Raw genomic sequence first — 24733 nt, 5'->3', positions numbered from 1 at the left:
CCCGCCGTCAAGGCCGCCACCCCGCCGTCCTCCGTGTTGCCCGGATCACGTGCGGGCCGATAGAAACGAACGCATGACCTCCACCCCGGACACCCCGGCCGCCCCCGCCACCCCCTTCCACGACCTCGACGCCTTCACCGCGCTGCCGCGCGTCGCCGGTCTCACCCTCAGCCCGGACGGCGCCCGCCTGGTGACCACCGTCGCCACCCGGGACGCAAAGGGCACCGGCTACGCCACCGCCCTCTGGGAGGTCGACCCCGCGGGCGAGCGCCCCGCCCACCGCCTGACCCGCTCCCGCGAGGGCGAGGCCGGCGCACAGTTCGCCGCGGACGGCACCCTCTTCTTCACCTCCGCCCGCCCCGACCCCGCCGACGCCGAGGCCGAGAAGCGCAGCGCCCTGTGGGCCCTGCCGGCCCGGGGCGGTGAGGCGCGCGTGGTGCTCTCCCGCCCGGGCGGGGTCTCCGCGGTCACGTGCGCATCCGCGGCGGACCGCGTGGTCGTCACGGCGGACCGGCTGCTCGGTGCGACCACCGAGGCCGAGCACGCGGCCCTCGCGCAGACCCGCAGGGACGCCGGCGTGGACGCCATCCTGCACACCGGCTACCCCATCCGCTTCTGGGACCACGACCTCGGCCCCGCCCGCCCCGAGCTCTTCGTCCTCGAGGCCGGCCCGGACCCGCAGGGCGAGCCCGCCACGGACGCGGACGCCGCCGAGCCCGGCCCGGCCGCCTCCGGCCTGGCTCCCGAGGCCGACGACGCATCGCACCACCTGCGCCACGTCTCCGGCTTCCCGCGCTCCCACGCATTCGGGATCGGCGCACAGGTGGCCCCGGACGGCTCGTTCCTGCTCACCACGGCCGCCACCGCCGAGGCCCGCGGCAACGTGCGCGAGGGCACGGTGGTGCGCGTGGACCTGGCCACGGGCGAGCACCGCGTCCTGCACGACGTCCCCGGTGAGGACGTGGCCGTCGGCCCCGTCAGCCATGACGGCACGCGCGCCGTCGTCGTCCGCACCCCCGACTCCACCCCGCACTCCGCCGTGCACCCGCGCCTGTACGTGATGGACACGGCCACGGGCCAGACCACGCCCCTGGCCCACGGCTGGGACCGCTGGGCCGACGTCGTCGCGTGGCTGCCGGACGACTCCGCGGTGATCGCGCTCGCGGACTCCGAGGGCCGCCGCCCGGTGTTCCGCATCGAGGTGGCCACCGGCGCCGTCGCGCAGGTGACCCGGGAGGACGAGGCGTGGACCGACATCGTGCTCTCCCCGGACGGGGCCACGGCCTACGGCGTCCGCTCCTCCTACCTGTTCCCGCCGGAGGTGGCGCGGATCGACCTGGCCACGGGCGAGACCACGCGCCTGCCGAACCCCGTGGAGCGCCCCGCGATCCCGGGCACCCTCGAGGACGTGGAGACCGTCGCCGAGGACGGCACGCACGTGCGCGGCTGGCTCGTGCTCCCCGAGGGGGAGGCGCCGGCCGGCGGTCACCCGCTGCTGCTGTGGATCCACGGCGGGCCCCTGGGCTCGTGGAACGCGTGGAGCTGGCGCTGGACCCCGTGGATCATGGCGGCGCGCGGCTACGCGGTGCTGCTGCCGGACCCGGCGCTGTCCACGGGCTACGGCCAGGACTTCATCGAACGCGGCTGGGGCCGCTGGGGCCAGGCGCCCTACACGGACCTGATGGCGCTCACGGACGCCGTCGTGGCGCGTGAGGACGTCGACGGCGACCGCACCGCCGCCATGGGCGGCTCGTTCGGCGGCTACATGGCGAACTGGGTGGCCGGGCACACCGATCGGTTCCGGTGCGTGGTCACGCACGCCTCGCTGTGGGCGCTGGACGGCTTCGGCCCGACGACGGACGCCGCGTTCTACTGGGCCCGCGAGATGGACGAGCAGATGCAGCAGGAGAACTCGCCGCACCGGTTCGTGGGGGAGATCGTCTCCCCGATGCTCGTCATCCACGGCGACAAGGACTACCGCGTGCCGATCGGCGAGGGGCTGCGCCTGTGGTCGGACCTGCTGGCGAAGTCCGGGCGGCCGGCCGCCGCGGACGGCACCACGGACCACCGCTTCCTCTACTTCCCGCACGAGAACCACTGGATCCTCGCCCCGCAGCACGCGAAGGTCTGGTACGAGGTCGTCCTCGGCTTCCTGGGCGAGCACGTCCTCGGCGACGGCGCCCCGTCGGTCCCGGAGACGCTGGGACTGACGCGGCCGTCGTCGACGGCGGGCTGAGCCGCCGGGCCCGGCGCCGGGCATCGTGACGGGCGGTTGAACGTCTCCGATCAGCTGCCCGTCACCGGCTGTTCACCGGGCGGGCCGTCTGTGGCCGGTGGGGGGCCACCCGGCCGACACCCGGATCTGGCCCACTGGAGCGGTCATCCCCCTCCCGGAAAGGACCGTTCCATGACCTCCGTCCGTCGTCACGCCGCCCGGGGCCTCGTGGCCCTCGCCGCCGCCGCCGTCGCCGTCAGCGCCCCGCTGGCCGCCCCGGCCGTCGCCGCCCCCGCCGCACCGACGGCCCCGGCCGCCGCGCAGTCCGTCACGGGCAAGCCCGTGGTGCGCCCCGACGTCGTCGGCCACCGTGGCGCCTCCGGCTACCGACCCGAGCACACCCTGGCCGCCTACGAGCTGGCCGCCGCCCAGGGCGCGGACGTGATCGAGCCGGACCTGGTCTCCACCAAGGACGGCGTGCTCGTGGTCCGCCACGAGAACCTGATCGACGGCACCACGGACGTCGCCCAGCGACCCGAGTTCGCGGACCGCAAGACCACCAAGGTCGTCGACGGCGTGGCCCTCACCGGCTGGTTCACCGAGGACTTCACCCTCGCCGAGCTCAAGACGCTGCGCGCCAAGGAGCGCCTGCCGCAGGTCCGCCCCGAGTCCGCGTCCTACGACGGCCGGTACCAGGTGCCCACCTTCGAGGAGGTGCTCGAGCTGCGGGAGCGCCTCTCGGCCCGGCACGGCCGCGAGATCGGCGTCATCCCCGAGATCAAGCACCCCACCTACTTCGACTCCATCGGCCTGTCCATGGAGGAGCGCGTCGTCGAGCTGCTCGACGAGCACGGCCTGAACAAGCGCAACGCCCCCGCCACCGTGCAGTCCTTCGAGCTCGCCAACCTGCGCGATCTCAACGAGAACCTCGGCCTCAGGGCCGAGACGGTGTTCCTCTCCAGCGTCACCGGCGCGCCCTATGACTCCGTGGCCGCCGGCGACGGGCTCCGCGACTACGACTTCTACGAGACCGCCGCGGGCATGCGCGAGGTCCGCGCGGCCGGCGTCGACACGCTCGGCCCGGCCTTCGCGCAGATCATCACCAAGGAGAAGGACGGCTCGATGGGCGAGGAGACCGCGTTCGTCTCCCTCGCCCACCGCGCGGGCCTTGAGGTGGTGCCGTACACCTTCCGCGCCGAGAACCAGTTCCTCTACACGGAGTTCCGCTCCTCCACGGACCCGAACGCGCGGGGCGACATGGTCGGCATGATCCAGCCGTTCCTCGACGCCGGCATCGACGGCTTCTTCACCGACCACCCCGACCTCGGCGTGCAGGCCGTGGACACCTGGATGCAGGGCAAGAAGGAGCACCCGGGCCGGGGCGTCGGCAAGACCGCCCAGCGGGGCCTGAAGGTGCGCTGACCCCGTCCCGACCGGAGACGATCCCGGCGGACCCGAGGTCTTCCGGCAGGGTCCCTGCGGTGCTTACCTTGGCGCTCAAGACCGGTGGACCCGGTGACGTGGACGGCCAGAAGGGCCGGCCATGAGGGACGCCGACCCGGAGGAAGGAAGGCACAGCATGACGACGAACACGCCGAAGAACGCCCACGGCTCCTCAGCCGAGGGCCGTGACGCCAAGGACCAGGCGAAGGGCAAGGCCCAGCAGGCCGCGGGCGAGGCCCAGGGCCAGGCGAAGGCCGTGGCCCACGACGCCAAGGACAAGGCCCAGGACCTCGCGGCCACCGCCAAGCACGAGGCCGGCCAGGTGAAGGACGAGGCCGCTGACCAGGTGCAGTCGCTGGTCGGCTCCGCCCAGGAGCAGGTCGGCGCGCAGGTGCAGACCCAGCAGGAGCGGCTCGCGGGCCAGGTGCGCAGCTACACCGACGACCTGCACCGCGTGGTCTCCGGTGAGCAGCCGCAGACCGATTTGGTGCGCCAGGGCGTCGCCTCGGTGGCGGACCGTGCCGAGGCCCTGACCCAGCGCCTGGAGACCGCTTCCCCGCAGGACCTGCTGCAGGACGTGCGCGGCTTCGCCGCTCGCCGTCCGGGCACGTTCCTGGCCCTCGCCCTGGGCGCCGGGCTGGTGGCCGGTCGACTGACGCGCGGCATCCGCGACGCCGCCCAGCCCGACTCCACCGCCTCCACCTCGCCGCGCCGTCACGAGACCCGTCCGGACGCGGTGCACGCGGACGTGACTCCGCACCACCTGGACTCGCAGGCCCCGGCCTACTCGAGCGATTCGCTCTCCCAGGCCGACGGCCGCGTCGCGGACGGCGCCGGGCCCCGCCGCGCGGCCGGCGTCGGGGACGTCCCGTACGGCACGCAGGCACCGGTCCAGCAGGGCCTGACCGCCGAGCGGCCGTTCGACCAGACCCGGCCCGGGGGTGACGCATGAGCACCGCCCACGAGCCGTTCCGCGACGCGACGCCGCACTCCGGCGCGCACACCCCGCCGCCCACGCAGGCGGAGTTCCGCGCCGAGCACGAGAGCCTCGGCGAGATGTTCCAGAGCCTGTCGGCCAAGCTGTCGACGCTGGTCAGCCAGGAGATCGCCCTGGCCAAGGCCGAGGCCACCGAGTCCGCGAAGAAGGCCGGCAAGGGGGCGGGGCTGCTGGCCGGCGCCGCCGTCGGCGGCTTCTTCCTGCTGATGTTCCTGTCCCTCGCCCTGATGCACCTGCTCGACGTGTTCCTGCCGATCGGCTGGGCCGCGCTGATCGTGGCCGTGCTGTGGGGCGTCGTGGCGGCCGTGCTGGCCGTGCAGGGCAAGAAGGACATCGAGAAGATCAAGGGTCTGCCGCAGACCCAGGAGACGCTTCAGGAGATCCCCGAGACCCTGAACCCCGCGAAGGAGACGCGATGACCACGAGCAACAACCCCGATGAGATCCGCGCCGACATCGAGCGTACGCGCCGCGAGCTCGGCCAGGACGTGGACGCCCTCGCCGAGAAGGTGAGCCCCACGAAGGCCGTGTCCCGGCAGACCAACCGCATCAAGGACGGCTTCATCCACGCGAAGGAGAACATCATGGGCTCCCCGGAGCAGCACCGCCACGAGCCCTCGCTGGGCGATCGCGCCCACGGGGTGATCGACGACGCCCGGGCCTCCGCGTACGACGCTGCCGGCCAGGCCCAGGACCGCCTGGGCGATGCCGGCGACCGCGTGTCCGAGTGGGCCGACGACGCCCAGCTCGCCCTGCAGCAGGCCCCGGCTCAGCTGCGCGGCCGCACCGCGGGCAACCCGCTGGCCGCCGGGCTGATCGCCTTCGGCGCCGGCCTGCTGCTCAGCTCGCTGATCCCCGCCTCACGCGTGGAGCAGCGCGCCGCGGAGGGCCTCAAGGAGCAGGCCGCCCCGCTGGTGGACGAGGCCAAGCAGGCCGCCCAGCAGCTGCGCGAGGACCTCGAGCCCGCCGCCCGCGAGGCCGCCGGGAGCGTGAAGGAGTCGGCTGCCGAGGCCGCTTCCCGCCTCAAGGAGCAGGGCACGGACACGGCGCAGGACCTCAAGGCGGAGTCCCAGGACGCCGCCCGCCAGGTGAAGGACACCGCGAAGGACGCCTGAGCCCGACCCGAGCACGACGCCGGCCGGTCCCGTTGACGGGACTGGCCGGCGTCGCGCGTGGTGGGGCCGAATCCGGCCCGCGGCTCAGGCCTTGGACCAGATGCGCGTGGTGAGGCGGAAGTCCTCCCCGAGGCCCCGTGCCTAGACTCGGAGGGTGACCCCTCTCGACCGCGTCCCCGACCAGCGCCCCGTCCCCGCCGGCACCGGCCTGACCCTCGAGGACGCCCTCCCCGCTCCCGTGACGGCCGAGGCCGACGGCGTCTCCGCGCGCCCGCGTCTGGCCCGGACCGTCGCCGAGATGCGCTCCGCTCTCCGTGAGCTCGTCGCCCACGCCACGGACGACGGCGACGCCGAGCCCGTCACCGTCGGCCTGATCCCCACGATGGGCGCCCTCCACGGCGGCCACGCGGCCCTGGTGCGGCGGGCCCGCGCCGAGAACGACGTCGTCGCGGTCAGCATCTTCGTGAACCCGCTCCAGTTCGGCGATCCGGCCGACCTGGAGCACTACCCGCGCACCCTCGACGCGGACCTGGACCTGCTGGCGGCGGCGGGCGCCGACGTCGTGTTCGCCCCGGACGTGCAGGAGATGTACCCGGGTTACCCGGACGCGCCGATCGTCACCGTCTCCGCCGGCCGCATGGGGGAGGTCCTCGAGGGCGCCTCCCGCCCGGGCCACTTCGACGGCGTGGCCACCGTCGTGGCGAAGCTGTGGAACATCGTGCGCCCGGCGGCGCCGGTCCTGCGCAGCTACTTCGGCCAGAAGGACGCGCAGCAGCTCACCGTCCTGCGCCGCCTGGCCACGGACCTCGACATCGACGTCGACGTCCGCGCCGTGCCCATCGTCCGCTCGCCCGAGGGCCTCGCGCTCTCCAGCCGCAACACCCGCCTGGACGCCGCGGGCCTGGAACACGCGCTCGTCCTCAGCCGCGCCCTGCGCTCCCTGGCCGACGCCGCGGCGGCCGGTGAGCCCGTCGACGTCCAGGCCGCGCGCCGGATGGTCGAGGACGAGCCGGGCGTCGAGCTGGACCACCTCGTGGTGGTGGACCGGGACACCTTCGCCGAGCTCGGTCCGGAGCTGCTGTGCCAGCCGCTGCGCCGCGAGGCCCTCGCCCTCGTGGCCGCGCACGTGCCGCCCGTCCGGCTGATCGACACCATGGTGCTGCCCGCCGCGGGGCCGCTGCCGTGACCCCGGAGCGTCTCGCCGCCGCCTTCGACGGCCCCTCGCCCGCGCTCGCCGCGACGCTGCTGGGGTGCCGGCTGACCGTCGTCGCCCCGGACGGCGCCGTCACCGTGCGGCTGACCGAGACCGAGGCGTACGGGAACGCGGGCGCAGACCCCGGCGCCCACTCGTTCCGCGGTCGCACCGAGCGCAATGCCGCGCTGTTCGGGCCGCCGCGGCGCACGTACGTGTACCTGAACTACGGCATCCACCGCTGCCTGAACCTGGTGGGCCACCCCGAGGGGGAGGCCGGCGGTGTGCTGCTGCGTGCGGCCGAGGTGCTCGCGGGAGGGGACCTCGCGGTGGCCCGCCGCGGCCGTGACACCGGCCCCAAGCTGCTCTCCGGGCCGGGCAACCTCGGCCAGGGCCTCGGCATCACCCTGGAGATGGGCCACGCGCCCGTGGAGATCGTCGCCTCGCCGCCGGAGGTGTCCGACGACGGCGGCACCCCGGCCCGCCTCGCCGCGCCGGCCGCGCCCGCCCGGTTCCTCCTGGCCCCGCCCGCGCCCCGCGATCCGGCCGAGCCGCCGACCGAGGTCGTGACGGGCCCGCGCGTCGGCGTCTCGGGGGAGGGCGGCTCCGTGCGCTTCCCGTGGCGGTTCAGCGTGGCCGGCCACCGCAGCGTGTCCGCGTTCCGGCGTGGGCGCAACGTGCCGGACTGAGCCCCAGACCTTGTCGGCCGCCCCGGCCCCGTGCCTAGGTTGATACCATGACCGAGATGAACAAGACCGCCCACGGCGAGACCCAGCAGACCGTCACCCGGACCATCGACGCGTCCGCCAAGGACGTGTTCGACTTCCTGACCCTGCCCGCGAACCACGCGAAGTTCGACGGCTCGGGCATGGTGCAGTCGGACGACAAGACCCAGCGCATCCAGAAGGTCGGCGACGTGTTCACCATGAACATGCACGCGGAGCACATGGGTGGCGACTACCAGACGGACAACCACGTGGTCGCCTACGACCCGAACAAGCTGGTCGGCTGGAAGACCGCCCCCGCCGGCACCGAGCCCAAGGGTTGGCAGTGGGTCTACCGGCTCGAGGACAACGGCTCCGGCAGCACGGTCGTGTCCCTCACCTACGACTGGACCGCCGTGACCGACCCGGAGCTGCTGGCGAAGAACCTCTTCCCAATGGTGTCCGAGGAGCAGATGGAGGAGTCGCTCGCGAAGCTGGCCGCCGAGGTCGGCTGACCCCCGCCTCCCGACGGCGGCCTCCGGGCCGGCCGTCCCCTCGACGACGGGCACGCACCCGGCCAGGGTGCGGTGCCCGTCGTCGTGTCCGGTGTCACGGCTAGAGTGCCGTGCGAGACCGTCCACCCCCACGTCCAGGAGGATCCGCCGTGACCGCCACCGCCGAGCCCGAAGTCCCGTCGCCGCGCGAGGACCTGTACCGCCACGTCAACACCGGGTGGCTGGACACCCACGAGATCCCCGCGGACCAGGGCGCCTACGGCGCGTTCCTCGAGCTGCGGGACGCGGCCGAGCTCGCCGTCCGGCACCTGTGCGAGGACGCCGTGCGCGAGGTCGGCACGGGCTTCGACCCCGCCCAGGCGCGCGTGCAGGCCACGGCCGCGGCCGGCGCGCACCGGGACGCCCCGCTCGCGCCGCTGGATGCGGAGGACACGGAGGGCACGGAGCATCCGGAGCTCAAGCGCCGGATCGCCGCGCTGTACGCCTCGTTCATGGACGACGAGACCGTGGAGGCCCGCGGCCTCGAGCCGATCGCCTCGGACCTGGCGGCGGTGGCCACCGTGTCCACCCCCGCGGAGCTGCTCGCCCTGTCCGGGCGACTGCAGCGCCAGGGCGTCTCCGGCCTCATCAACACCGGCGCCCTCAACGACGCCGGGAACCCGGACCGCATGCTCCTGCACCTGCTCCAGGGCGGCCTGGGCCTGCCGGACGAGTCCTACTACCGGGACGAGGCCTACGCCGAGATCCTCGAGCAGTACACCGAGCACACCGGCCGTCTGCTGGCGCTGGCCGGGATCGGCGCGGACCGGGACGAGGCCGCCGCGCTGGGCGTCCGGGTGGTGGAGCTGGAGAAGCGCATCGCCGCCCTGCACTGGGACCTGGTCCGCAGCCGGGACGCCGTGGCCCGCTACAACCCCATGACCCACGACCGGCTGACGGAGCTCTTCCCCCTGGCCGACGCGTGGCTCGAGGGCGTGGACGCCGCCGGCGAGCGCGCCGCGGAGGTCGTGGTGTGGCAGCCGGACTTCCTCTCCGGTGTGCAGGGGCTGCTCGAGGGACCCGAGGCCGCCGACCTCGAGGACTGGCGTCACTGGCTGATCCTGCAGGTGCTGCGCTCCTTCGCCGGCTTCCTGCCGGACGCGTTCGTGCAGGAGAACTTCTCCTTCTACGGCCGCCGCCTGGCCGGCACCGAGGAGGTCCGCCCCCGCTGGAAGCGCGCGGTCGCGTTCGTCAACGGGGCGGCCGGCGAGGACGTGGCGCAGCTCTACGTGGCCCGCCATTTCCCGCAGGGCCACGTGGCCGCGATGGACGAGCTCGTGGGCCTGCTCCAGGAGGCCTATCGCCGGTCCATCGAGGAGCTCGAGTGGATGGGCGAGGAGACCCGTCAGCGGGCGCTCGAGAAGCTGGCGATGTTCCGCCCCATGGTGGGCTACCCCTCGAAGTGGCTGGACTACTCCGCCCTCGAGGTCCACGCCGGCGACCTGCTGGGCAACGCCCGCTCCTCCTCGGAGCTCGAGTGGGAGCGGGACCTGCGCAAGATCGCGGACGGGCCGGACCCGGAGGAGTGGCACATCACGCCGCAGACGGTGAACGCGTACTACTCCCCGCTCGAGAACGCGATCGTCTTCCCGGCCGCCATTTTGCAGCCCCCGTTCTTCGACCCCGAGGCCTCGATGGCCGCGAACCTGGGGGCGATCGGCGCCGTGATCGGCCACGAGATCGGCCACGGCTTCGACGACCAGGGCTCGCGGTACGACGGCGCCGGTCGGCTCGAGGACTGGTGGACCGAGGAGGACCGCGCGGCGTTCACCGAGCGCACCTCCCGGCTGGTGGCCCAGTACAACGCGCTCTCCCCGGCCGAGGCCCCGGACCACCGCGTCAACGGCGAGTTCACCCTGGGGGAGAACATCGGCGACCTCGGCGGCCTGGGCATCGCCCACCGCGCCTTGGAGATCTGGCGGGACGAGGGCGACGGCGCCTCCCTCGACGCCGCGGCGGGGGACCGCGAGTTCTTCACCGCCTGGGCCACCGTGTGGCGTCAGCTCACGCGACCGGAGGCCATGGTCACCCGCATCGCCTCGGACCCGCACTCGCCCAACGAGTTCCGCTGCAACCAGGTGGTCAAGAACCTCGACGCCTTCCACGAGGCGTTCGGCACGCGCGAGGGGGATCCCATGTGGCTGGCCCCGGAGGAGCGCGTCACCATCTGGTGATCCCGCCCGCCGGCCGGGCCCCGCGGGTCCGGCCGGCGGCTCACTCGGATTCGGCGGGGTCCTGCATCCGGGTCTGACGCTCGGCGGCCAGCCGGTCCAGCAGGCGCGTCAGCGTCCGGATGTCCTCGCGGTCCCAGCGCGCCAGGTCGTCGCGCAGCCCGCGACCCGCCGGGCCGCCGCGCACCGCGTCGAGGCGGGCGAGCCCCTCGGGGCTGGCGCTCAGGAGGGCGGAGCGGCGGTCCCGCGGGTCCGGCTCTCGGGTGATCAGCCCGGCGGCCTCGAGGTCGCGGACCATGCGGGAGACCTGCGCGCGGTCCACCAGCAGGCCCTCGGCCACGGCCGAGGGCGTCATGGTCCCCTCGTTGGCCAGCATCATGAACGCCTTCATCGCCCCGACGGACAGGGCCGGGCTGAGGGCCGCCGCGTAGCGGACCATCACCTGGCGGTGCTGCAGGACCAGACGCGAGAACGCCTGCTCGAGCCCCTGGACGGCGGCCTCGAAGCCCGCGTCGTCGCCGCCTCCGCCCGGGTCCGGGGCGCCGTCAGCCACGGCGGGCCCGGACCAGCGCGGTGACGACGGCCGCCAGCAGGGCCGTCCCTGCCACGGCCAGCGCCGCGGGGACGACGGGCCGGTCGGCCACCGCCGTCGCCGGGCGCTCGGCCGACACCGACCGGGACTCCTCCGGGTCCTCGGCCGGATGCTGCCCCTGCGCCGCGGTCACCACGGGGATCGGGCCGGTCGCGGGCAGCGTCTGCATGGCCTCGGCCGTGGCATGGGTGGCCAGGTCGGCGCGGGTGGCGTGGAGGCGCTCGGAGGTGGTCATGCGGCCCAGTGGGAGGTTCGGCAGGAACAGGATCGCGATCAACGCGACGATCGCGAGCGGCACGGCCACGAGGAAGGCGAGGGCGATGCCCTGCGCGTAGACGTCCTCGAAGATCACCCGCAGCGAGTCGGGCATCTCTGCCACGCGTGGCAGGGTGCTGGACTGCAGGCTCTCGGACCACTCGGCGGCGTCCGGGCCCAGGCTGCGCAGGGCCGCGGCGAGGTCCGCGCGGCGCTCCTCGATGCGGTCCGGGACCACGTTGGAGACCACGGCGCCCATCACGGCGACACCGATGCTGCCGCCCAGGGTGCGGAAGAAGGTGACGCCGGAGCTGGCGACGCCCATCTGCCGCGGGTCGGTGGTGTTCTGCACCACGAGCACGAGGTTCTGCATGGTCATGCCGACGCCGGCGCCGAGCAGGAACATGTAGAGGGACACCAGCCAGAAGGAGGTGTCGTAGTGCAGGGTGCCGAGCAGGGCGGTGCCGGCGATCAGCAGGACGGCGCCGATCACGAGCCAGCGCTTCCACACGCCGGTGCGGGTGATGAGGCCGCCGATCACCGTGGAGGACACGAGCAGGCCGAGGATCATCGGGATGGTCATGAGGCCGGCCTGGGTCGGCGTCGCGCCGCGGGCCAGCTGCATGTACTGGGCCAGGTAGACGGAGGAGCCGAACATGGCCAGGCCCGTGGCGATCGAGGCGATCGTCGCGAGGGTGAAGGTGCGGTCGCGGAAGAGGGTGAGCGGGATGAGCGGCTCGGCGACGCGCAGCTCGGTCACGACGAACAGGACGGTGGCGACGGCGGCGCCGCCGAGCATCCACGCGGTGGTGGTGCTGGCCCAGTCGAAGTCGCGACCGGCGCTGGTGACCCAGATCAGCAGCAGCGCGGTGGCCGCGGTCAGGAACACGATGCCGAGGTAGTCGATGGACACCTTCTGGCGCTCGCGGTGCGGGAGGTGGAGGGTGCGCTGCACCATCACCAGGGCGACGACGGCGAAGGGCACCGCCACGAAGAAGTTCCAGCGCCAGCCCCACAGGTCGGTGATCACGCCGCCGGCGAGCGGGCCGCCCACCGTGGCCACGGCCATCACGGCGCCGAACAGGCCCATGTAGCGGCCGCGCTCACGCGGGCTGATGATGTCCGCCATGATCACCTGGCTGAGCGCGACGAGGCCGCCGCCGCCCAGGCCCTGCACGGTGCGGCAGACGATCAGGAAGGTCGGATCGTGGGTGAACCCGGCCGCCGCGGAGGCGGCGACGAAGATCGCCAGGGCGACCTGGAAGAGGACCTTGCGGTTGACGAGGTCGGCCAGCTTGCCCCAGATCGGGGTGGCGATGGCCGTGGCGAGCAGGGCCGAGGTGATGACCCAGGTGTAGGCGGTCTGGTCGCCGCCGATGTCGTGGATGATCACCGGCATCGAGGTCGAGACCACCGTGTTGGCGATCATCGAGACGAACATGCCCAGCAGGAGGCCGGTCAGGGCCTGGAGCACGGAGCGGTGGCGCGCGGCGTCGGCGGCGGCGCGCTCGAGCGAGGGGGCGCCGGCCGGCGCGACGGCCTCGGGGGCGGGGGAGGTTGGGGTCATGGGGTCCTTCGGCGGGAGGGGCGGCGCGGTGATTGACATAAGTCAATGATTGACGAGAGTCAATCATAAGGGGCGTCGGCCCGGGCCGCACCCGCCGTCCGCGGTTAGCCTGGTCACGCCGGACGACGCCGCGTCCTCCCCGCCCCGATCCGAGAGTGAGGCCCGCCGTGACCCCCCGTTTCCTGCTCATGACCCGCCTCCCTGAGCCCGGGCTCGGAATGCTGCGCGAGGCCGGAGAGGTGGTGGACGGCGCCGACGTCGGAGGGGACGCCGCGCTCGCGCGGCTGGTGGCCTCGGGGGACTACGACGTCGTCGTCGCGGCCCTGGACCAGAAGTTCACCGCCGACGTGCTCGCCGACGCGCGGATCAGGGGCATCGCCAACTACGCGGTCGGCTACAACAACGTGGACGTGGCCGCCGCGACGCGGCGGGGGATCGCCGTCGGCAACACCCCGGACGTGCTCACGGACGCCACCGCGGACATCGCGATGCTCCTGATCCTCGGGGTGACCCGCCGTGCCCCCGAGGGTGAGCGGATGGTGCGCGAGGGACGCTTCCACGGCTGGGCGCCGGACCTGCTCGTGGGCCGGGACGTGCGTGGCGCGACCCTGGGCCTGGCCGGTTTCGGGCGGATCGGCAAGGCGGTGGCCGAGCGTGCGCTCGCCTTCGGCATGGAGGTCGTGTTCGCGCCGCGGCCGCCCGCGCACCGGGAGGTCGCGGCCGCGGAGCTCGGCGACCTCGCCGGCCGCGTCCGTCAGGTCCGCTGGGAGGAGCTCGTCGAGGTCGCGGACGTCCTGTCCCTCCACGTGCCCCTGACGGACGACACCCATCACCTCGTGGATGCGGACGTGATCGCGAAGATGAAGGACGACGCCGTCCTCGTCAACACGGCCCGGGGGCCCGTGGTGGACGAGGCGGCCCTCGTCACCGCCCTGCGCGAGGGGCGGCTCTTCGGCGCCGGTCTGGACGTCTACGAGGACGAGCCCGCCCTCGCCCCGGGCCTGGCCGAGCTGGAGAACGTGATGCTCCTGCCGCATCTGGGCTCCGCCACCCGGGACACCCGCGCCGCGATGGCCGAGCTGGCCGCGCGCAACGCGATCGCCATGGCCACGGGCGCGGAGGCCCCGGCCCTCGTCAACCCCGAGGTGCGCGGCTGACCGGCGGGGCGCCGTCGGTAGACTCGGGGACCGTGACCACCCAGAACTCCGCCTCCGCCGCCGTCGACCACCACGATCAGCAGGCCGTCCGCGCCGCCAAGCGTGAGCAGCTGCTCGCCTCGGGCCGCGAGGCCTACCCCGTGCAGGTGCCGCGCACCCACGCGCTGGCCGAGGTGCGTGAGCGGTTCGACGGCCACGAGCCCGACTGGACCTCGGGCGAGACCGTGTCGGTGACCGGGCGCGTCGTCTTCCTCCGCAACACCGGCAAGCTCTGCTTCGCCACCCTGCAGGAGTCCGGCGCGGACGGGGAGGCCGTCCGCCTCCAGGTCATGGTGTCCCTGGCCGCCGTCGGTGAGGAGTCCCTGGCCGAGTGGAAGAAGGTCGTGGACCTGGGCGACTTCCTCTCCGTCACCGGCGAGGTGATCGTCTCGCGCCGCGGCGAGCTGTCCATCATGGCCTCGGCGTGGGAGATGGCCTCCAAGGCGCTGCGCCCCCTGCCCGTGCTGCACGCGGACCTGAACGAGGAGACCCGCGTCCGCCAGCGCTACGCGGACCTGATCGTGCGCGAGGAGGCCCGCCGCATGGTCTACACCCGGGCCAAGGTCACCTCGGCGGTGCGGCGCACCCTCGAGGGCCACGGCTACGTGGAGGTGGAGACCCCGATGCTCCAGCTGGTCCACGGCGGCGCCCTCGCACGTCCCTTCGAGACGCACCTCAACGCGTTCGACCAGCCGATGACCCTGCGCATCGCCACCGAGCTGTACCTCAAGCGCGCCGTCGTCGGCGGCATCGACCGCGTGTTCGAGATCGGCCGCGTGTTCCGCAACGAGGGCGTGGACTCGACCCACTCGCCCGAGTTCACCACCCTCGAGTCCTATGAGGCGTGGGCGGACATGCACGTCATGGCCGAGCGCATGCAGGAGATCATCCTCAACGCCGCGGACGCGGTGGGCGCCGGGCGTCGGCTCGAGACCGCGAAGGGCGTCATCGACCTCGACGGCGAGTGGGCCTGGGTCGCCGTGTACCCGGGGCTGTCCGAGGCCGTGGGCCGCGAGATCACCCCGGAGACGGACGCCGAGACGCTGCGGGCGATCGCCGCGGAGCACGAGGTCAAGGTGGACCCCGCGTGGGACGCGGAGAAGCTCGTGATCGAGCTGTTCGGCGAGATCGTGGAGCCCACCCTGATGAACCCCACGTTCGTGTACGACTACCCGCCGGCCGCCCAGCCGCTCGCGCGCCCGCACCGCTCGGACGACCGGGTCATCGAGGCCTGGGACCTGATCATCGGCGGCATGGAGCGCGGCACCGCGTTCTCCGAGCTGATCGACCCCGTCATCCAGCGCGAGCGCCTGACCGCCCAGTCGGCGATGGCGGCCGCCGGCGACGACGAGGCGATGCAGCTGGACGAGGACTTCCTGCGCGCCCTCGAGTACGGCGCCCCGCCCATGGGCGGCATCGGCCTGGGCATCGACCGCCTGGTGATGCTGTTCACGGACGCCGGCATCCGCGAGACCATCCTCTTCCCGCTGCTCAAGCCGGAGGCCTGACATGGCCGCCTTCTGGGACTACTTCTCCGTCCTCGCCCCCTCGATCGGCCTCGGGCTCATCTTCTGGCTGGTGATGCGCTCCCTGCTGCGTTCGGACACGGGTGAGCGCGAGAGTCAGGCCCGCCGGCTCTCGGGCGCGGACGCGCGGGCGGCCCGCGAGGAGGCCGAGGCCCGTGAGTGGGCGGCCCGACGCCGAGCCGAGGGAGGGCCGGGGGCTGATCCGGAGGACCGCGCCCGGTGAGATTCCTTCCCCGGCGTTGAAGAATCCTTCTGCCCGGCTTCGTTGCGGTATTCTTGAATCACCACAAGTGCACGGCCGGAATCGTGAGCACGCGGGAAAGAACCCCGAGAGCGAAGACCGGAACCCAGGGACACGCGCACGAGAGAAGAAAGTGGGAATCACCGTTGGCACAGAAGGTAGAAGTGGTCCTCGTGGATGATCTTGACAGTTCGCCTGCAGATGAGACCGTGAACTTTGCATTGGACGGTCGCAATTACGAGATCGACCTGTCGAAGGAGCACGCTGCGGAACTCCGTGAGTTCCTGAAGCCCTACATGAAGAAGGGCCGCGCCGTGGCGCCGCCGTCGCCCAAGGTCGAGGCCGCCCAGATCCGCAAGTGGGCGGCCGAGAACGGCTACGAGGTCTCGAGCCGCGGTCGCCTGCACCGCGACGTGGTGGAGGCCTACCGCAACGCGAAGCGCAAGTGAGCGTCCCGCCCGGGTGCGTCGAGGAATCGGCGTCCCCGGGCCTCGTTCCGGCCCCTCCCGAGGACGGCCGGGCCGCTTCTCCCGCTGGCGAACAGCCGCGCGGCACGCGGTCCGGGTGCGTAGTGTCGACCACGACCGTACGCAAGGAGTGTGCCCATGTTCGAGAGATTCACCGACCGCGCCCGGCGGGTGGTCGTGCTCGCCCAGGAAGAGGCGCGCATGCTCAACCACAGCTACATCGGCACCGAGCACATCCTGCTCGGTCTGATCCACGAGGGTGAGGGCGTCGCAGCCAAGGCACTGGAGTCCATGGACATCTCCCTGGGCGCCGTGCGAGAGAAGGTGCAGGAGGACATCGGCCAGGGTCAGCAGAACCCGCCCGGCCACATCCCCTTCACGCCGCGCGCCAAGAAGGTGCTCGAGCTGTCCCTGCGCGAGGCGCTGCAGCTCGGCCACAACTACATCGGCACCGAGCACATCCTGCTCGGCCTGATCCGCGAGGGCGAGGGCGTGGCCGCCCAGGTCCTCGTGCAGCTCGGCGCGGACCTGAACCGCGTCCGTCAGACGGTCATCCAGCTGCTCTCCGGCTACCAGGGCGGCGCCCAGGGTGGCAAGGAGACCGCGGGTGCCGGGGTGGGCCAGGGCGGCGAGGCCGGCCAGAACGCCGGCTCCGTGGTGCTGGACCAGTTCGGACGCAACCTCACCGCGGCCGCGCACGACGGCAAGCTGGATCCCGTCATCGGGCGTGCGGGTGAGATGGAGCGCGTCATGCAGGTGCTCTCCCGCCGCACCAAGAACAACCCCGTGCTCATCGGCGAGCCCGGCGTCGGCAAGACCGCCGTCGTCGAGGGCCTGGCCCAGGCGATCGACCGCGGCGACGTCCCGGAGACGCTCAGGGACAAGCAGCTCTACTCGCTGGACCTCGGCTCCCTCGTGGCCGGCTCCCGCTACCGCGGCGACTTCGAGGAGCGCCTGAAGAAGGTGCTCAAGGAGATCCGCACGCGCGGGGACATCATCCTGTTCATCGACGAGATCCACACCCTCGTCGGGGCGGGTGCGGCCGAGGGCGCGATCGACGCCGCCAGCATCCTCAAGCCGATGCTGGCCCGCGGTGAGCTGCAGACCATCGGCGCCACCACGCTGGACGAGTACCGCAAGCACATCGAGAAGGACGCCGCGCTCGAGCGCCGCTTCCAGCCGATCCAGGTCGCCGAGCCGTCCGTCGAGGACGCCACGGAGATCCTGCGCGGCCTGCGGGACCGCTACGAGGCGCACCACAAGGTCTCCATCACCGACGGCGCGCTCAAGGCCGCCGCCGGCCTGGCGGACCGCTACGTCTCCGACCGGCACCTGCCGGACAAGGCCATCGACCTGATCGACGAGGCCGGCGCGCGTCTGCGCATCCGTCGCATGACCGTGCCGCCGGAGATCAAGGCCTACGAGTCCCGGATCGCGGAGGTGCGCACCCAGAAGGAGGCCGCCATCGACGGCCAGGACTTCGAGGGCGCCGCCCGCCTGCGGGACCAGGAGCAGCAGCTCGGGGACGAGCGCCGCGAGAAGGAGCAGGCGTGGCGCACCGGCGCGGACGCCGACGTCGCCACGGTGGACGAGGACCTCATCGCCGAGGTGCTCTCCAAGTCCACCGGCATCCCGGTGTTCAAGCTCACCGAGGAGGAGACGGACCGCCTGCGCAACATGGAGGACGAGCTCCACCGCCGCGTGATCGGCCAGGACGAGGCCATCAAGTCCCTGTCCCGCGCCATCCGCCGCACCCGCGCGGGCCTGAAGGACCCGAACCGCCCCTCGGGGTCGTTCATCTTCGCCGGCCCCACCGGCGTCGGCAAGACGGAGCTGGCCAAGTCCCTCGCGGAGTTCCTCTTCGGGGACGAGGACGCGCTCATCACGCTGGACATGTCCGAGTTCCAGGAGAAGCACACCGTCTCGCGTCTGTTCGGCGCCCCTCCCGGCTACGTGGGCTACGAGGAGGGCGGCCAGCTCACCGAGAAGGTCCGCCGCCGTCCGTTCTCCGTGGTGCTGTTCGACGAGGTGGAGAAGGCCCATCAGGACCTGTTCAACTCCCTGCTGCAGATCCTCGAGGACGGTCGCCTGACCGACTCGCAGGGCCGTGTGGTGGACTTCAAGAACACCGTGATCATCATGACCACGAACCTCGGCACCCGGGACATCTCCAAGGGCGTCATGACCGGCTTCCAGTCGGCCACGGACACCACCACCGGGTACGAGCGGATGAAGGGCAAGGTCAAGGAGGAGCTGCGCCAGCACTTCCGCCCCGAGTTCCTCAACCGTGTGGACGACGTGATCGTGTTCCCGCAGCTGCAGAAGCACGAGATCGTGGAGATCGTGGACCTGTTCGTCTCCCGCCTCGGCAAGCGCCTGGCGGAGCAGGACCTGTCCATCGAGCTCACCCAGTCCGCCAAGGATCTGCTCGCGGACCGCGGCTACGATCCGGCCATGGGCGCCCGCCCGCTGCGCCGCACCATCCAGCAGATGGTGGAGGACCAGCTCTCGGAGAAGATCCTCTTCGGCGAGATCCCGGCCGGCTCCCTCATCACCGTGGACGCCACGGGCGAGGGGGAGGGCGCCGAGCTGACGTTCGCGTTCTCCGGCGGCCGGGAGGCCCTGGAGGGTGCGGACCTGGCCGAGCTCGAGTCCGGTGCCGGCGATCCGGTGGACGCCGACCGCTCCGTGTGACCTGCGGGGTCTGACCCACGACGCCGGACCGCGCGTCCGGTGGCCACGGCCCGTCGCCCCTCCCCCTCGGGGAGGAGGCGGCGGGCCGTCGTCGTGCCCCCGCGGGGACGCCGGGGCCGAGGTCCGCGACACCGCCGCCGGCATCAAGGACGGCCTCGCGAAGGACCGCTGAACCGGCCCGCCTCTCCGGAGGCACGAGAGGGGTTCCCTCGCGGCGGGATCGGTGCCACTGTGGTCTGTGACCGCTCGACGGTGGTCCTGTCTCCGCTTCGACCCGGCGCTCGCCGGGACGGCTGCGGGGCAGCCCCGAGAAGAAGGAGGCCGCCCATGGGTATCGGTGACCTGAACAACCTCGCAAACCAGCACTCGGACAAGATCGACGAGGCCGTGGACAACGCTCAGGAGCAGCACGGCGACAAGCTCGGCGAGCACGGCGACACCGTGAACAAGGGTGTCGACGGCGCGCAGGAGAAGTTCCTGTCCGGGGACGAGGGCGAGCAGCAGGCCTGAGCCTGCCGTCGACGCCGCGGGAGCCCCCGCCCGGTCCGCCGGGACGGGGGCTCCCGTCTGTCCGGGGTCGGGATGTCCGTGCCTAGACTGGACCCCATGCCTGCCGACCGCCCCCTCACCCTCCGCTCGGCGCGGACCCAGGACGTCCCGGTCATCCAGGCGCTCGTGGAGCCGCTGGCGCGGGAGCGCGTGCTGCTCCAGAAGGAGGCGGTGGCCTACTACGAGGCCATCCAGGAGTTCGTGGTCGCCGAGGAGGCGGACGGGACCCTGGCCGGCTTCGGCGCCCTCCACGTGATGTGGCAGGACATCGCCGAGGTCCGCACCCTCGCCGTCTCGGAGGCCCACCGGGGGACCGGCGTCGGGCACCTGATCATCGAGGAGCTGCTGGACCGTGCGCGGGCCGTGGGCGTCGAGCGGGTCTTCTGCCTGACCTTCGAGGTCGAGTTCTTCCGCCGGCACGGTTTCGAGGTGATGGCGGACCAGTCCGCCGTGGACCCGGAGGTCTACGCGGAACTGCTGCGCTCCACGGACGAGGGCGTCGCCGAGTTCCTGGACCTCGCCCGGGTCAAGCCGAACACGCTCGGCAACACGCGGATGATCCGCCGCCTCTGAGCCGCCGCACCGCGGGCCGCCCCAGGCCCCGGCGAGGTCAGGCCGGGAAGGTGAGGCCGCCGTCGTCGTCCCGGGCCAGCAGCCCGTCCGACACGAGCCCGGCGACGCACCGCGCCCACTGCGCGTCGTCGGGGCGGTGCGACCCGAGCCGCCCCCCGGCCACGACGACGGCGGGCACCTCCGCCTCGGCCACGCGCCCGTGCTCGCGGACGGCGGCCATCACGGCCCCGCGCACCTGACGGTCCGTGCCGGCCCAGGCCTGGCCGCGCGGCACCTCCACCGGCGGCGGGGAGCCCGCTGCGACCCACGCGCACGTCTCCGCCAGCGGGCAGCGGTCGCAGGCGGGGGAGCGGGCGGTGCAGACGAGGGCCCCGAGTTCCATGACGGCCGCGTTCCACGCGTTGGCGCGGGCGGGGTCCTCGGGCATGAGGGCCTGGGCGCGGCGCATCTCGGCGCGGGTCAGCGACCTGCCGGGCAGGGCCTCACCCGCGACCGCGCGCGCGATCACCCGGCGCACGTTGGTGTCCACGACGGTCTCGGGGACGCCGAACGCGAAGCTCGCGACCGCCGCGGCCGTGTACTCGCCGATGCCGGGCAGGGCGCGCAGGGCGGCGGGGTCGGCCGGCACCCGGCCGTCGTGGCGCCCGACGACGGCCCGGGCGGCCTCCTGGAGGCGCAGGGCCCGGCGCGGGTAGCCGAGTCGGTCCCAGGCCGTGAGCACGTCTGCGGTGGGGGCGGCGGCCAGGTCCGCGGGGGTGGGCCAGCGCTCCAGCCACTCCCGCCAGCGGGGCAGCACCCGCACGACCGGGGTCTGCTGGAGCATGATCTCCGAGACGAGCACGCCCCACGGGGAGCAGTCCGGGCTGCGCCAGGGCAGGTCCCGGGCGTGGACGGCGAACCAGCCCAGCATCGCGTCGTGCAGGTGCGGCACGTCCACCGTGGGCGGGACGAGGGGGGCGGGCGCGGGCATGGCGTCCACTGTAGGGTGCGCCGCCGCCTACCCTGGATCGCATGCCGTCTCGTCCGACTTCCCCCGGGTCGAAGCCGTCCCCCGCCGTCTACCGCCGCCGGCGGCTCGTGGCCGCCCTGCTCGCCCTCGTGCTCCTGCTCCTGGTGGGGTGGGCCGTCGTGGCGCTCGTCCGAGCCGGGATCGGCGCCTTCTCCTCCGAGGACGCCGACCCCTCCGCCGCCCCGACGCCGGTGCACTCCCCGTCGCCCGCCCCGGCCACGGACGCCGAGTCCAGTTCCGCCTCGCCTACCGTGGCCCTCGAGGACGCCGCCGAGTGCCAGCCCTCGGATCTGCGGATCGCCGCCTCCGCGGACCGGTCCGAGTACCAGCGGGGCGAGGAGGCCGAGCTGCGCCTGGGCATCACGAACCTCTCCTCGACCCCGTGCCGCACGGATGTGGGCACGGCCCGGCAGGAGTTCACGATCCGCACGGCCGAGGGCGACGACGTCTTCTCCACCCGCATCTGCCAGGCGGACCCCGCGGAGGCCCAGCGGGTGCTGTACCCGCACGAGGAGCTCACCGCCGTGTACCGCTGGTCCGGCCGCGCCTCGAGCCAGGACTGCGGCCGCCTCGGCGCTCTCGCGGAGCCCGGGCCCCATCTGCTGACGGTCAGCCTCGGCGACGTCACCTCCCGCCCCGTCGCGCTGAAGATCCTCGAGGAGCTCGCCCCGGGGGCCCAGGACAGCAGCTCCTCGGCCGCCCCCTCCTCGGCCACCCCCTCCTCGGCCACCCCCTCCTCGAGCGGCAGCGCCTCCCCGTCGGGGTCCGCCTCCGACCCGGCGTCGGCCTCGACCACCGACCCGTCGCCGTCATCGTCCCGCTGAGCCGGCCGCGCCGTCAGCGGCCGGGGCCGGCCTCCGGATGCGCGGCCGGGCCGCCGCCGGTCCACGTGGGGATCGTGGCGAGGGCCTCGCCGATCGAGCCGACCTCCGCCACCGTGAAGCCCGCGGGGACGTCCCCGAGCGGCTCGGGGGAGCGGGGGACCAGGGCGCGGGTGAAGCCCAGGCGGGCGGCCTCGCGCACCCGTCGCCCGATGCCGGGCACGGGGCGCACCTCCCCGGCCAGCCCGAGCTCACCGACGGCGATCATCCCCTGCGGGACGGGGGCCGAGAGCTTCGCCGAGGCCACGGCGACGGCCACGGCCAGGTCCGAGGCGGGCTCCGAGAGTCGCACGCCGCCCACGGTGGCCACGTAGCAGTCGTCCTGGGCGAGGGCGAAACGGGCCCGGCGCTGGAGCACGGCCAGGAGCATGTTCACGCGCGCCGCGTCCACGCCGGAGACGGTGCGGCGCGGGCTGCCGCCGGCGGACGGGGTGAGCAGGGACTGCACCTCGGCCACGAGCGGGCGCCGGCCCTCGAGCGTCACCGTCACGCACGTGCCCTCGACCGGCTCCGAGACGCCCGAGAGGAACAGACCGGAGGGGTCGTCCAGGGACTCGATGCCGTCCTCCCGCAGGTCGAAGCAGCCGACCTCGTCCGTGGGCCCGAAGCGGTTCTTCACCGCACGCACCAGGCGCAGCCGTGAGTGGCGGTCCCCCTCGAACTGGCAGACCACGTCCACGAGGTGCTCGAGCAGCCGCGGGCCGGCGATGGTCCCGTCCTTCGTCACGTGGCCCACCAGGACCGTGGTGATCCCCTTCTCCTTGGCCGTGCGGATGAGGCTGGCCGCCACCTCGCGCACCTGGCTGACGCCCCCGGCGATCCCGTCCACCTCGGTGGACTGCAGGGTCTGCACGGAGTCCACGATCACCAGCTCCGGGTCCGTCCGCTCGATCTGCCCCAGTGCCCGGCCCAGGTCCGTCTCCGCCGTCAGACGCAGGGTGTCCGCGATCGCCCCGATCCGGTCTGCGCGGGAGCGCACCTGCGCCGCCGACTCCTCGCCCGTCAGGTACAGCACCGAGCGCGGACCGCCGCCGCCCGCGCCGCGCGCCGTCTGGGCGGCCACGTCCAACAGCAGCGTGGACTTGCCGATGCCCGGCTCGCCGGCCAGCAGGATCACCGCGCCCGGCACGAGGCCGCCGCCGAGCACGCGGTCCAGCTCACGCACCCCCGTGGAGCGGAACGAGGCCAGCGTGGCGTCCACGTCCGCGATGCGCGGCGCGACCTCCGCGACCGTGGCCGCGCGCGTGCGACCGGTGGTCGACGTCAGCCCGATCTCCTCGACCGTGCCCCACGACTGGCACTCCCCGCAGCGGCCGACCCACTTCACGGTGGTCCAGCCGCACTCGGTGCAGCGGTATCCGGGGGCACGCTTCGGGGCGGTCTTGGTGGCCATGCGCCCACTCTAGGAGCCGAGGCGGACGCGTTAGCCGGCACCGCGCGCGGTCCGACGTCGGCCGCCGGGGCCGTGCGCCGCCGTCGGGCTCAGACGCGGGGCAGGTAGCCGCGCGCCTCGTCGTGCTCGGCGCCCGTGGCCTCGATGAGGTCCACCATCATGGGCCGCAGCAGCATCACGAGCGCCTCGCCGTGCACGGACCCGCCGCCCAGCTGGTGCGGGTCCAGCGCGGACGCGGACGCCCCCAGGGCGTCCCGCGCCACGGACAGCGAGCGATGGCGGCCCTCGGCCTGCGGCTCCACGAGGGAGCGGTGCAGGATCTCGACGGCGTCCGCGGCGTCGTCGAACCAGGCGGCCAGGCGCTCGCGGTCGTCGTCGTCGAACACACCCTCGTCCAGGACCGAGACCACCCGCCGGGCCACGATCCGCAGGGAGCGCACCGCCAGGTCCGAGCGGTCCGCCGCGTTCACCGCGTCCTCCACGAAGGAGCGCGAGGAGCGGTGCAGCGGGTTGAACACGGTCTGCTCATGCGTGACGCGCAGCTCCTTGCGCAGCGCCTCCAGCGTGGTGTGCGTGCCGCGGCTGGCCACGAGCGCCATCCAGGCGGTGCGGGAGTCGTTCTCCCGCAGGGCCCGGGAGAGGTCGCGCAGCACCGTGGCGATCGAGTCGTAGAGTCCACCCAGCTGACGCACCGCGGGACGGCGCACGTCCTGGGGCGAGAGGAACGTGACGAGCAGGGCCAGGACGCCGCCCACGATCGCGTCCTGGCTGCGGACGAACGGCCCTCCCGTGCCGGTGGGCAGGAGGACCACGAGGACGGACTGCAGGGACATCTGCATCGTGAATGTGGCGCCGGAGTCCAGGAACCGGGCCACCATCACGGACACGAACAGGACCACCGAGGCCTGCCACAGGCCGCGGCCGAGCCCGACCATGAGCAGGTCCCCGATCAGGATGCCGACGGTGCAGCCGACGGCGACCTCGGCCACCTTGCGCAGCTTCGGCTCCCGTTGGAAGCCGAGGGCGATCAGTAGGGCGGTGGAGGCGAACAGGGGCTGCTGGTGGCCCAGGACGGCCTCCGCGAACCAGTAGGCGCCCACCGCGCAGACAGCGACGAGGGCGGCCTGGCCCACGGAGGAGCGGACGCGGGACCAGCCCGCACGGGCGCGCCGACGCAGGAAGCGGCCGAGACGTTCCCCGCGGGTCTGGGGGTCGACCATCGGCACCGTGCCCGTGGCGGTGGCGAAGCGGTCCGTCATGCGGCCAGCCTAGTTGTTGTGGGTCATGAGGTTCTTGGCACGAGGCCCGGGCTGAGATGAGACGAGCGGGCCCCGCCCGGCAGGATGGAAGTTCCTCAACAACCCCTCCGCTGGAAAGAGCCCGCTCATGACCCACGCTAA

Annotated in this window: 22 protein-coding genes; 17 read left to right on the top strand and 5 right to left on the bottom strand. The window is 73.4% G+C overall.

Annotated features, from left to right (window positions below):
* Positions 1-73: 73 nt before the first annotated feature.
* From MF605_RS07985 to MF605_RS07945, 9 genes are all read left to right on the top strand, one after another.
* Positions 74-2236 carry a S9 family peptidase gene (locus MF605_RS07985; protein ID WP_134417082.1) on the top strand — a complete coding sequence of 721 codons (2163 nt, stop codon included), beginning with the start codon at positions 74-76 and terminating at the stop codon, positions 2234-2236.
* A gap of 171 nt (positions 2237-2407) precedes the next feature.
* Positions 2408-3637 carry a glycerophosphodiester phosphodiesterase gene (locus tag MF605_RS07980; protein ID WP_095695207.1) on the top strand — a complete coding sequence of 410 codons (1230 nt, stop codon included), beginning with the start codon at positions 2408-2410 and terminating at the stop codon, positions 3635-3637.
* A 157-nt stretch (positions 3638-3794) separates the two neighbouring features.
* Positions 3795-4610: a CsbD family protein gene (locus MF605_RS07975; protein ID WP_020625303.1), complete on the top strand. Its 816-nt coding sequence runs from the start codon at positions 3795-3797 to the stop codon at positions 4608-4610.
* Positions 4607-5074 carry a phage holin family protein gene (locus MF605_RS07970; RefSeq protein WP_036314802.1) on the top strand — a complete coding sequence of 156 codons (468 nt, stop codon included), beginning with the start codon at positions 4607-4609 and terminating at the stop codon, positions 5072-5074. Before MF605_RS07975 ends, MF605_RS07970 begins: the two co-directional genes overlap by 4 nt.
* Entirely contained in the window at positions 5071-5769 is a 699-nt protein-coding gene (locus tag MF605_RS07965) for a DUF3618 domain-containing protein (protein WP_095695208.1), read from the top strand. The genes MF605_RS07970 and MF605_RS07965 overlap by 4 nt, the downstream gene beginning before the upstream one ends.
* A gap of 154 nt (positions 5770-5923) precedes the next feature.
* Complete coding sequence (gene panC / locus MF605_RS07960; protein ID WP_044658620.1) at positions 5924-6955, top strand: pantoate--beta-alanine ligase; 1032 nt, start codon at positions 5924-5926, stop codon at positions 6953-6955.
* The gene (locus MF605_RS07955) at positions 6952-7650 is read left to right on the top strand and encodes a DNA-3-methyladenine glycosylase (RefSeq protein WP_044658621.1); all 699 of its coding nucleotides are present in this window, start codon (positions 6952-6954) and stop codon (positions 7648-7650) included. Before panC ends, MF605_RS07955 begins: the two co-directional genes overlap by 4 nt.
* A gap of 47 nt (positions 7651-7697) precedes the next feature.
* Positions 7698-8180: an SRPBCC family protein gene (locus MF605_RS07950; RefSeq protein WP_036380856.1), complete on the top strand. Its 483-nt coding sequence runs from the start codon at positions 7698-7700 to the stop codon at positions 8178-8180.
* Between the two features lie 149 nt (positions 8181-8329).
* Positions 8330-10393 (top strand): M13 family metallopeptidase, encoded by a 2064-nt coding sequence (locus tag MF605_RS07945; RefSeq protein WP_134417083.1) that lies wholly within the window; start codon positions 8330-8332, stop codon positions 10391-10393.
* A 40-nt stretch (positions 10394-10433) separates the two neighbouring features.
* Here MF605_RS07945 and MF605_RS07940 read toward each other — a convergent pair whose 3' ends face one another.
* Together MF605_RS07940 and MF605_RS07935 are read right to left on the bottom strand one after the other, a co-directional pair.
* Positions 10434-10943 carry a MarR family winged helix-turn-helix transcriptional regulator gene (locus tag MF605_RS07940; protein WP_036380863.1) on the bottom strand — a complete coding sequence of 170 codons (510 nt, stop codon included), beginning with the start codon at positions 10941-10943 and terminating at the stop codon, positions 10434-10436.
* Positions 10936-12804, bottom strand: a complete 1869-nt coding sequence (locus MF605_RS07935) for an MDR family MFS transporter (protein WP_069941094.1) — start codon at positions 12802-12804, stop codon at positions 10936-10938. The genes MF605_RS07940 and MF605_RS07935 overlap by 8 nt, the downstream gene beginning before the upstream one ends.
* 167 nt (positions 12805-12971) lie before the next feature.
* On the opposite strand from MF605_RS07935, the gene MF605_RS07930 reads away from it, so the two are divergent.
* The 7 genes from MF605_RS07930 (at position 12972) to MF605_RS07900 (ending at position 20050) form a co-directional block, all read left to right on the top strand.
* Positions 12972-13961 carry a 2-hydroxyacid dehydrogenase gene (locus tag MF605_RS07930; protein ID WP_069941093.1) on the top strand — a complete coding sequence of 330 codons (990 nt, stop codon included), beginning with the start codon at positions 12972-12974 and terminating at the stop codon, positions 13959-13961.
* A gap of 32 nt (positions 13962-13993) precedes the next feature.
* Positions 13994-15508 (top strand): lysine--tRNA ligase, encoded by a 1515-nt coding sequence (gene lysS, locus MF605_RS07925; protein WP_036384191.1) that lies wholly within the window; start codon positions 13994-13996, stop codon positions 15506-15508.
* A gap of 1 nt (position 15509) precedes the next feature.
* Positions 15510-15749: a hypothetical protein gene (locus MF605_RS07920; protein WP_041104642.1), complete on the top strand. Its 240-nt coding sequence runs from the start codon at positions 15510-15512 to the stop codon at positions 15747-15749.
* An 83-nt stretch (positions 15750-15832) separates the two neighbouring features.
* A complete protein-coding gene (locus MF605_RS07915; RefSeq protein ID WP_370446019.1) occupies positions 15833-16216 on the top strand; it encodes a histone-like nucleoid-structuring protein Lsr2 in 384 nt (127 codons plus the stop codon).
* 156 nt (positions 16217-16372) lie between these two features.
* Positions 16373-18928: an ATP-dependent Clp protease ATP-binding subunit gene (locus MF605_RS07910; RefSeq protein WP_041104641.1), complete on the top strand. Its 2556-nt coding sequence runs from the start codon at positions 16373-16375 to the stop codon at positions 18926-18928.
* A 327-nt stretch (positions 18929-19255) separates the two neighbouring features.
* Complete coding sequence (locus MF605_RS07905; protein ID WP_041104640.1) at positions 19256-19438, top strand: Rv0909 family putative TA system antitoxin; 183 nt, start codon at positions 19256-19258, stop codon at positions 19436-19438.
* 96 nt (positions 19439-19534) lie between these two features.
* A complete protein-coding gene (locus MF605_RS07900) occupies positions 19535-20050 on the top strand; it encodes an amino-acid N-acetyltransferase (protein WP_002856080.1) in 516 nt (171 codons plus the stop codon).
* A gap of 37 nt (positions 20051-20087) precedes the next feature.
* On the opposite strand, the gene MF605_RS07895 is transcribed toward MF605_RS07900, so the two are convergent.
* Positions 20088-21020, bottom strand: coding sequence for an iron-sulfur binding domain-containing protein (locus tag MF605_RS07895; RefSeq protein ID WP_152743583.1), 933 nt, complete (start codon positions 21018-21020; stop codon positions 20088-20090).
* Between the two features lie 41 nt (positions 21021-21061).
* Between MF605_RS07895 and MF605_RS07890 the strand changes: the two genes are divergently transcribed.
* Positions 21062-21883, top strand: coding sequence for a hypothetical protein (locus tag MF605_RS07890; RefSeq protein WP_069941090.1), 822 nt, complete (start codon positions 21062-21064; stop codon positions 21881-21883).
* A gap of 13 nt (positions 21884-21896) precedes the next feature.
* Here the strand turns inward: MF605_RS07890 and radA are convergent, their stop codons facing one another.
* Together radA and MF605_RS07880 are read right to left on the bottom strand one after the other, a co-directional pair.
* Complete coding sequence (gene radA, locus MF605_RS07885; protein ID WP_069941089.1) at positions 21897-23333, bottom strand: DNA repair protein RadA; 1437 nt, start codon at positions 23331-23333, stop codon at positions 21897-21899.
* An 89-nt stretch (positions 23334-23422) separates the two neighbouring features.
* The gene (locus MF605_RS07880; RefSeq protein WP_069941088.1) at positions 23423-24592 is read right to left on the bottom strand and encodes an FUSC family protein; all 1170 of its coding nucleotides are present in this window, start codon (positions 24590-24592) and stop codon (positions 23423-23425) included.
* Positions 24593-24733 lie beyond the last annotated feature (141 nt).

The sequence above is a fragment of the Micrococcus luteus genome, from assembly GCF_022664405.1.
In the GTDB taxonomy this organism is placed as follows: domain Bacteria; phylum Actinomycetota; class Actinomycetes; order Actinomycetales; family Micrococcaceae; genus Micrococcus; species Micrococcus luteus.
The sequence above is the reverse complement of the archived record's forward strand: the minus strand, read 5'-3'. Positions and strand labels throughout refer to the sequence as shown.

What these genes read in the sequence shown, in the direction of transcription:
- MF605_RS07985 (WP_134417082.1), top strand. Translation starts at nt 74, where the DNA reads ATGACCTCCACCCCGGACACCCCGGCCGCCCCCGCCACCCCCTTCCAC.
- MF605_RS07980 (WP_095695207.1), top strand. Translation starts at nt 2,408, where the DNA reads ATGACCTCCGTCCGTCGTCACGCCGCCCGGGGCCTCGTGGCCCTCGCC.
- MF605_RS07975 (WP_020625303.1), top strand. Translation starts at nt 3,795, where the DNA reads ATGACGACGAACACGCCGAAGAACGCCCACGGCTCCTCAGCCGAGGGC.
- MF605_RS07970 (WP_036314802.1), top strand. Translation starts at nt 4,607, where the DNA reads ATGAGCACCGCCCACGAGCCGTTCCGCGACGCGACGCCGCACTCCGGC.
- MF605_RS07965 (WP_095695208.1), top strand. Translation starts at nt 5,071, where the DNA reads ATGACCACGAGCAACAACCCCGATGAGATCCGCGCCGACATCGAGCGT.
- MF605_RS07950 (WP_036380856.1), top strand. Translation starts at nt 7,698, where the DNA reads ATGACCGAGATGAACAAGACCGCCCACGGCGAGACCCAGCAGACCGTC.
- MF605_RS07935 (WP_069941094.1), bottom strand. Translation starts at nt 12,804, where the DNA reads ATGACCCCAACCTCCCCCGCCCCCGAGGCCGTCGCGCCGGCCGGCGCC.
- MF605_RS07920 (WP_041104642.1), top strand. Translation starts at nt 15,510, where the DNA reads ATGGCCGCCTTCTGGGACTACTTCTCCGTCCTCGCCCCCTCGATCGGC.
- MF605_RS07910 (WP_041104641.1), top strand. Translation starts at nt 16,373, where the DNA reads ATGTTCGAGAGATTCACCGACCGCGCCCGGCGGGTGGTCGTGCTCGCC.
- MF605_RS07905 (WP_041104640.1), top strand. Translation starts at nt 19,256, where the DNA reads ATGGGTATCGGTGACCTGAACAACCTCGCAAACCAGCACTCGGACAAG.
- MF605_RS07900 (WP_002856080.1), top strand. Translation starts at nt 19,535, where the DNA reads ATGCCTGCCGACCGCCCCCTCACCCTCCGCTCGGCGCGGACCCAGGAC.
- MF605_RS07895 (WP_152743583.1), bottom strand. Translation starts at nt 21,020, where the DNA reads ATGCCCGCGCCCGCCCCCCTCGTCCCGCCCACGGTGGACGTGCCGCAC.
- MF605_RS07890 (WP_069941090.1), top strand. Translation starts at nt 21,062, where the DNA reads ATGCCGTCTCGTCCGACTTCCCCCGGGTCGAAGCCGTCCCCCGCCGTC.
- radA (WP_069941089.1), bottom strand. Translation starts at nt 23,333, where the DNA reads ATGGCCACCAAGACCGCCCCGAAGCGTGCCCCCGGATACCGCTGCACC.
- MF605_RS07880 (WP_069941088.1), bottom strand. Translation starts at nt 24,592, where the DNA reads ATGACGGACCGCTTCGCCACCGCCACGGGCACGGTGCCGATGGTCGAC.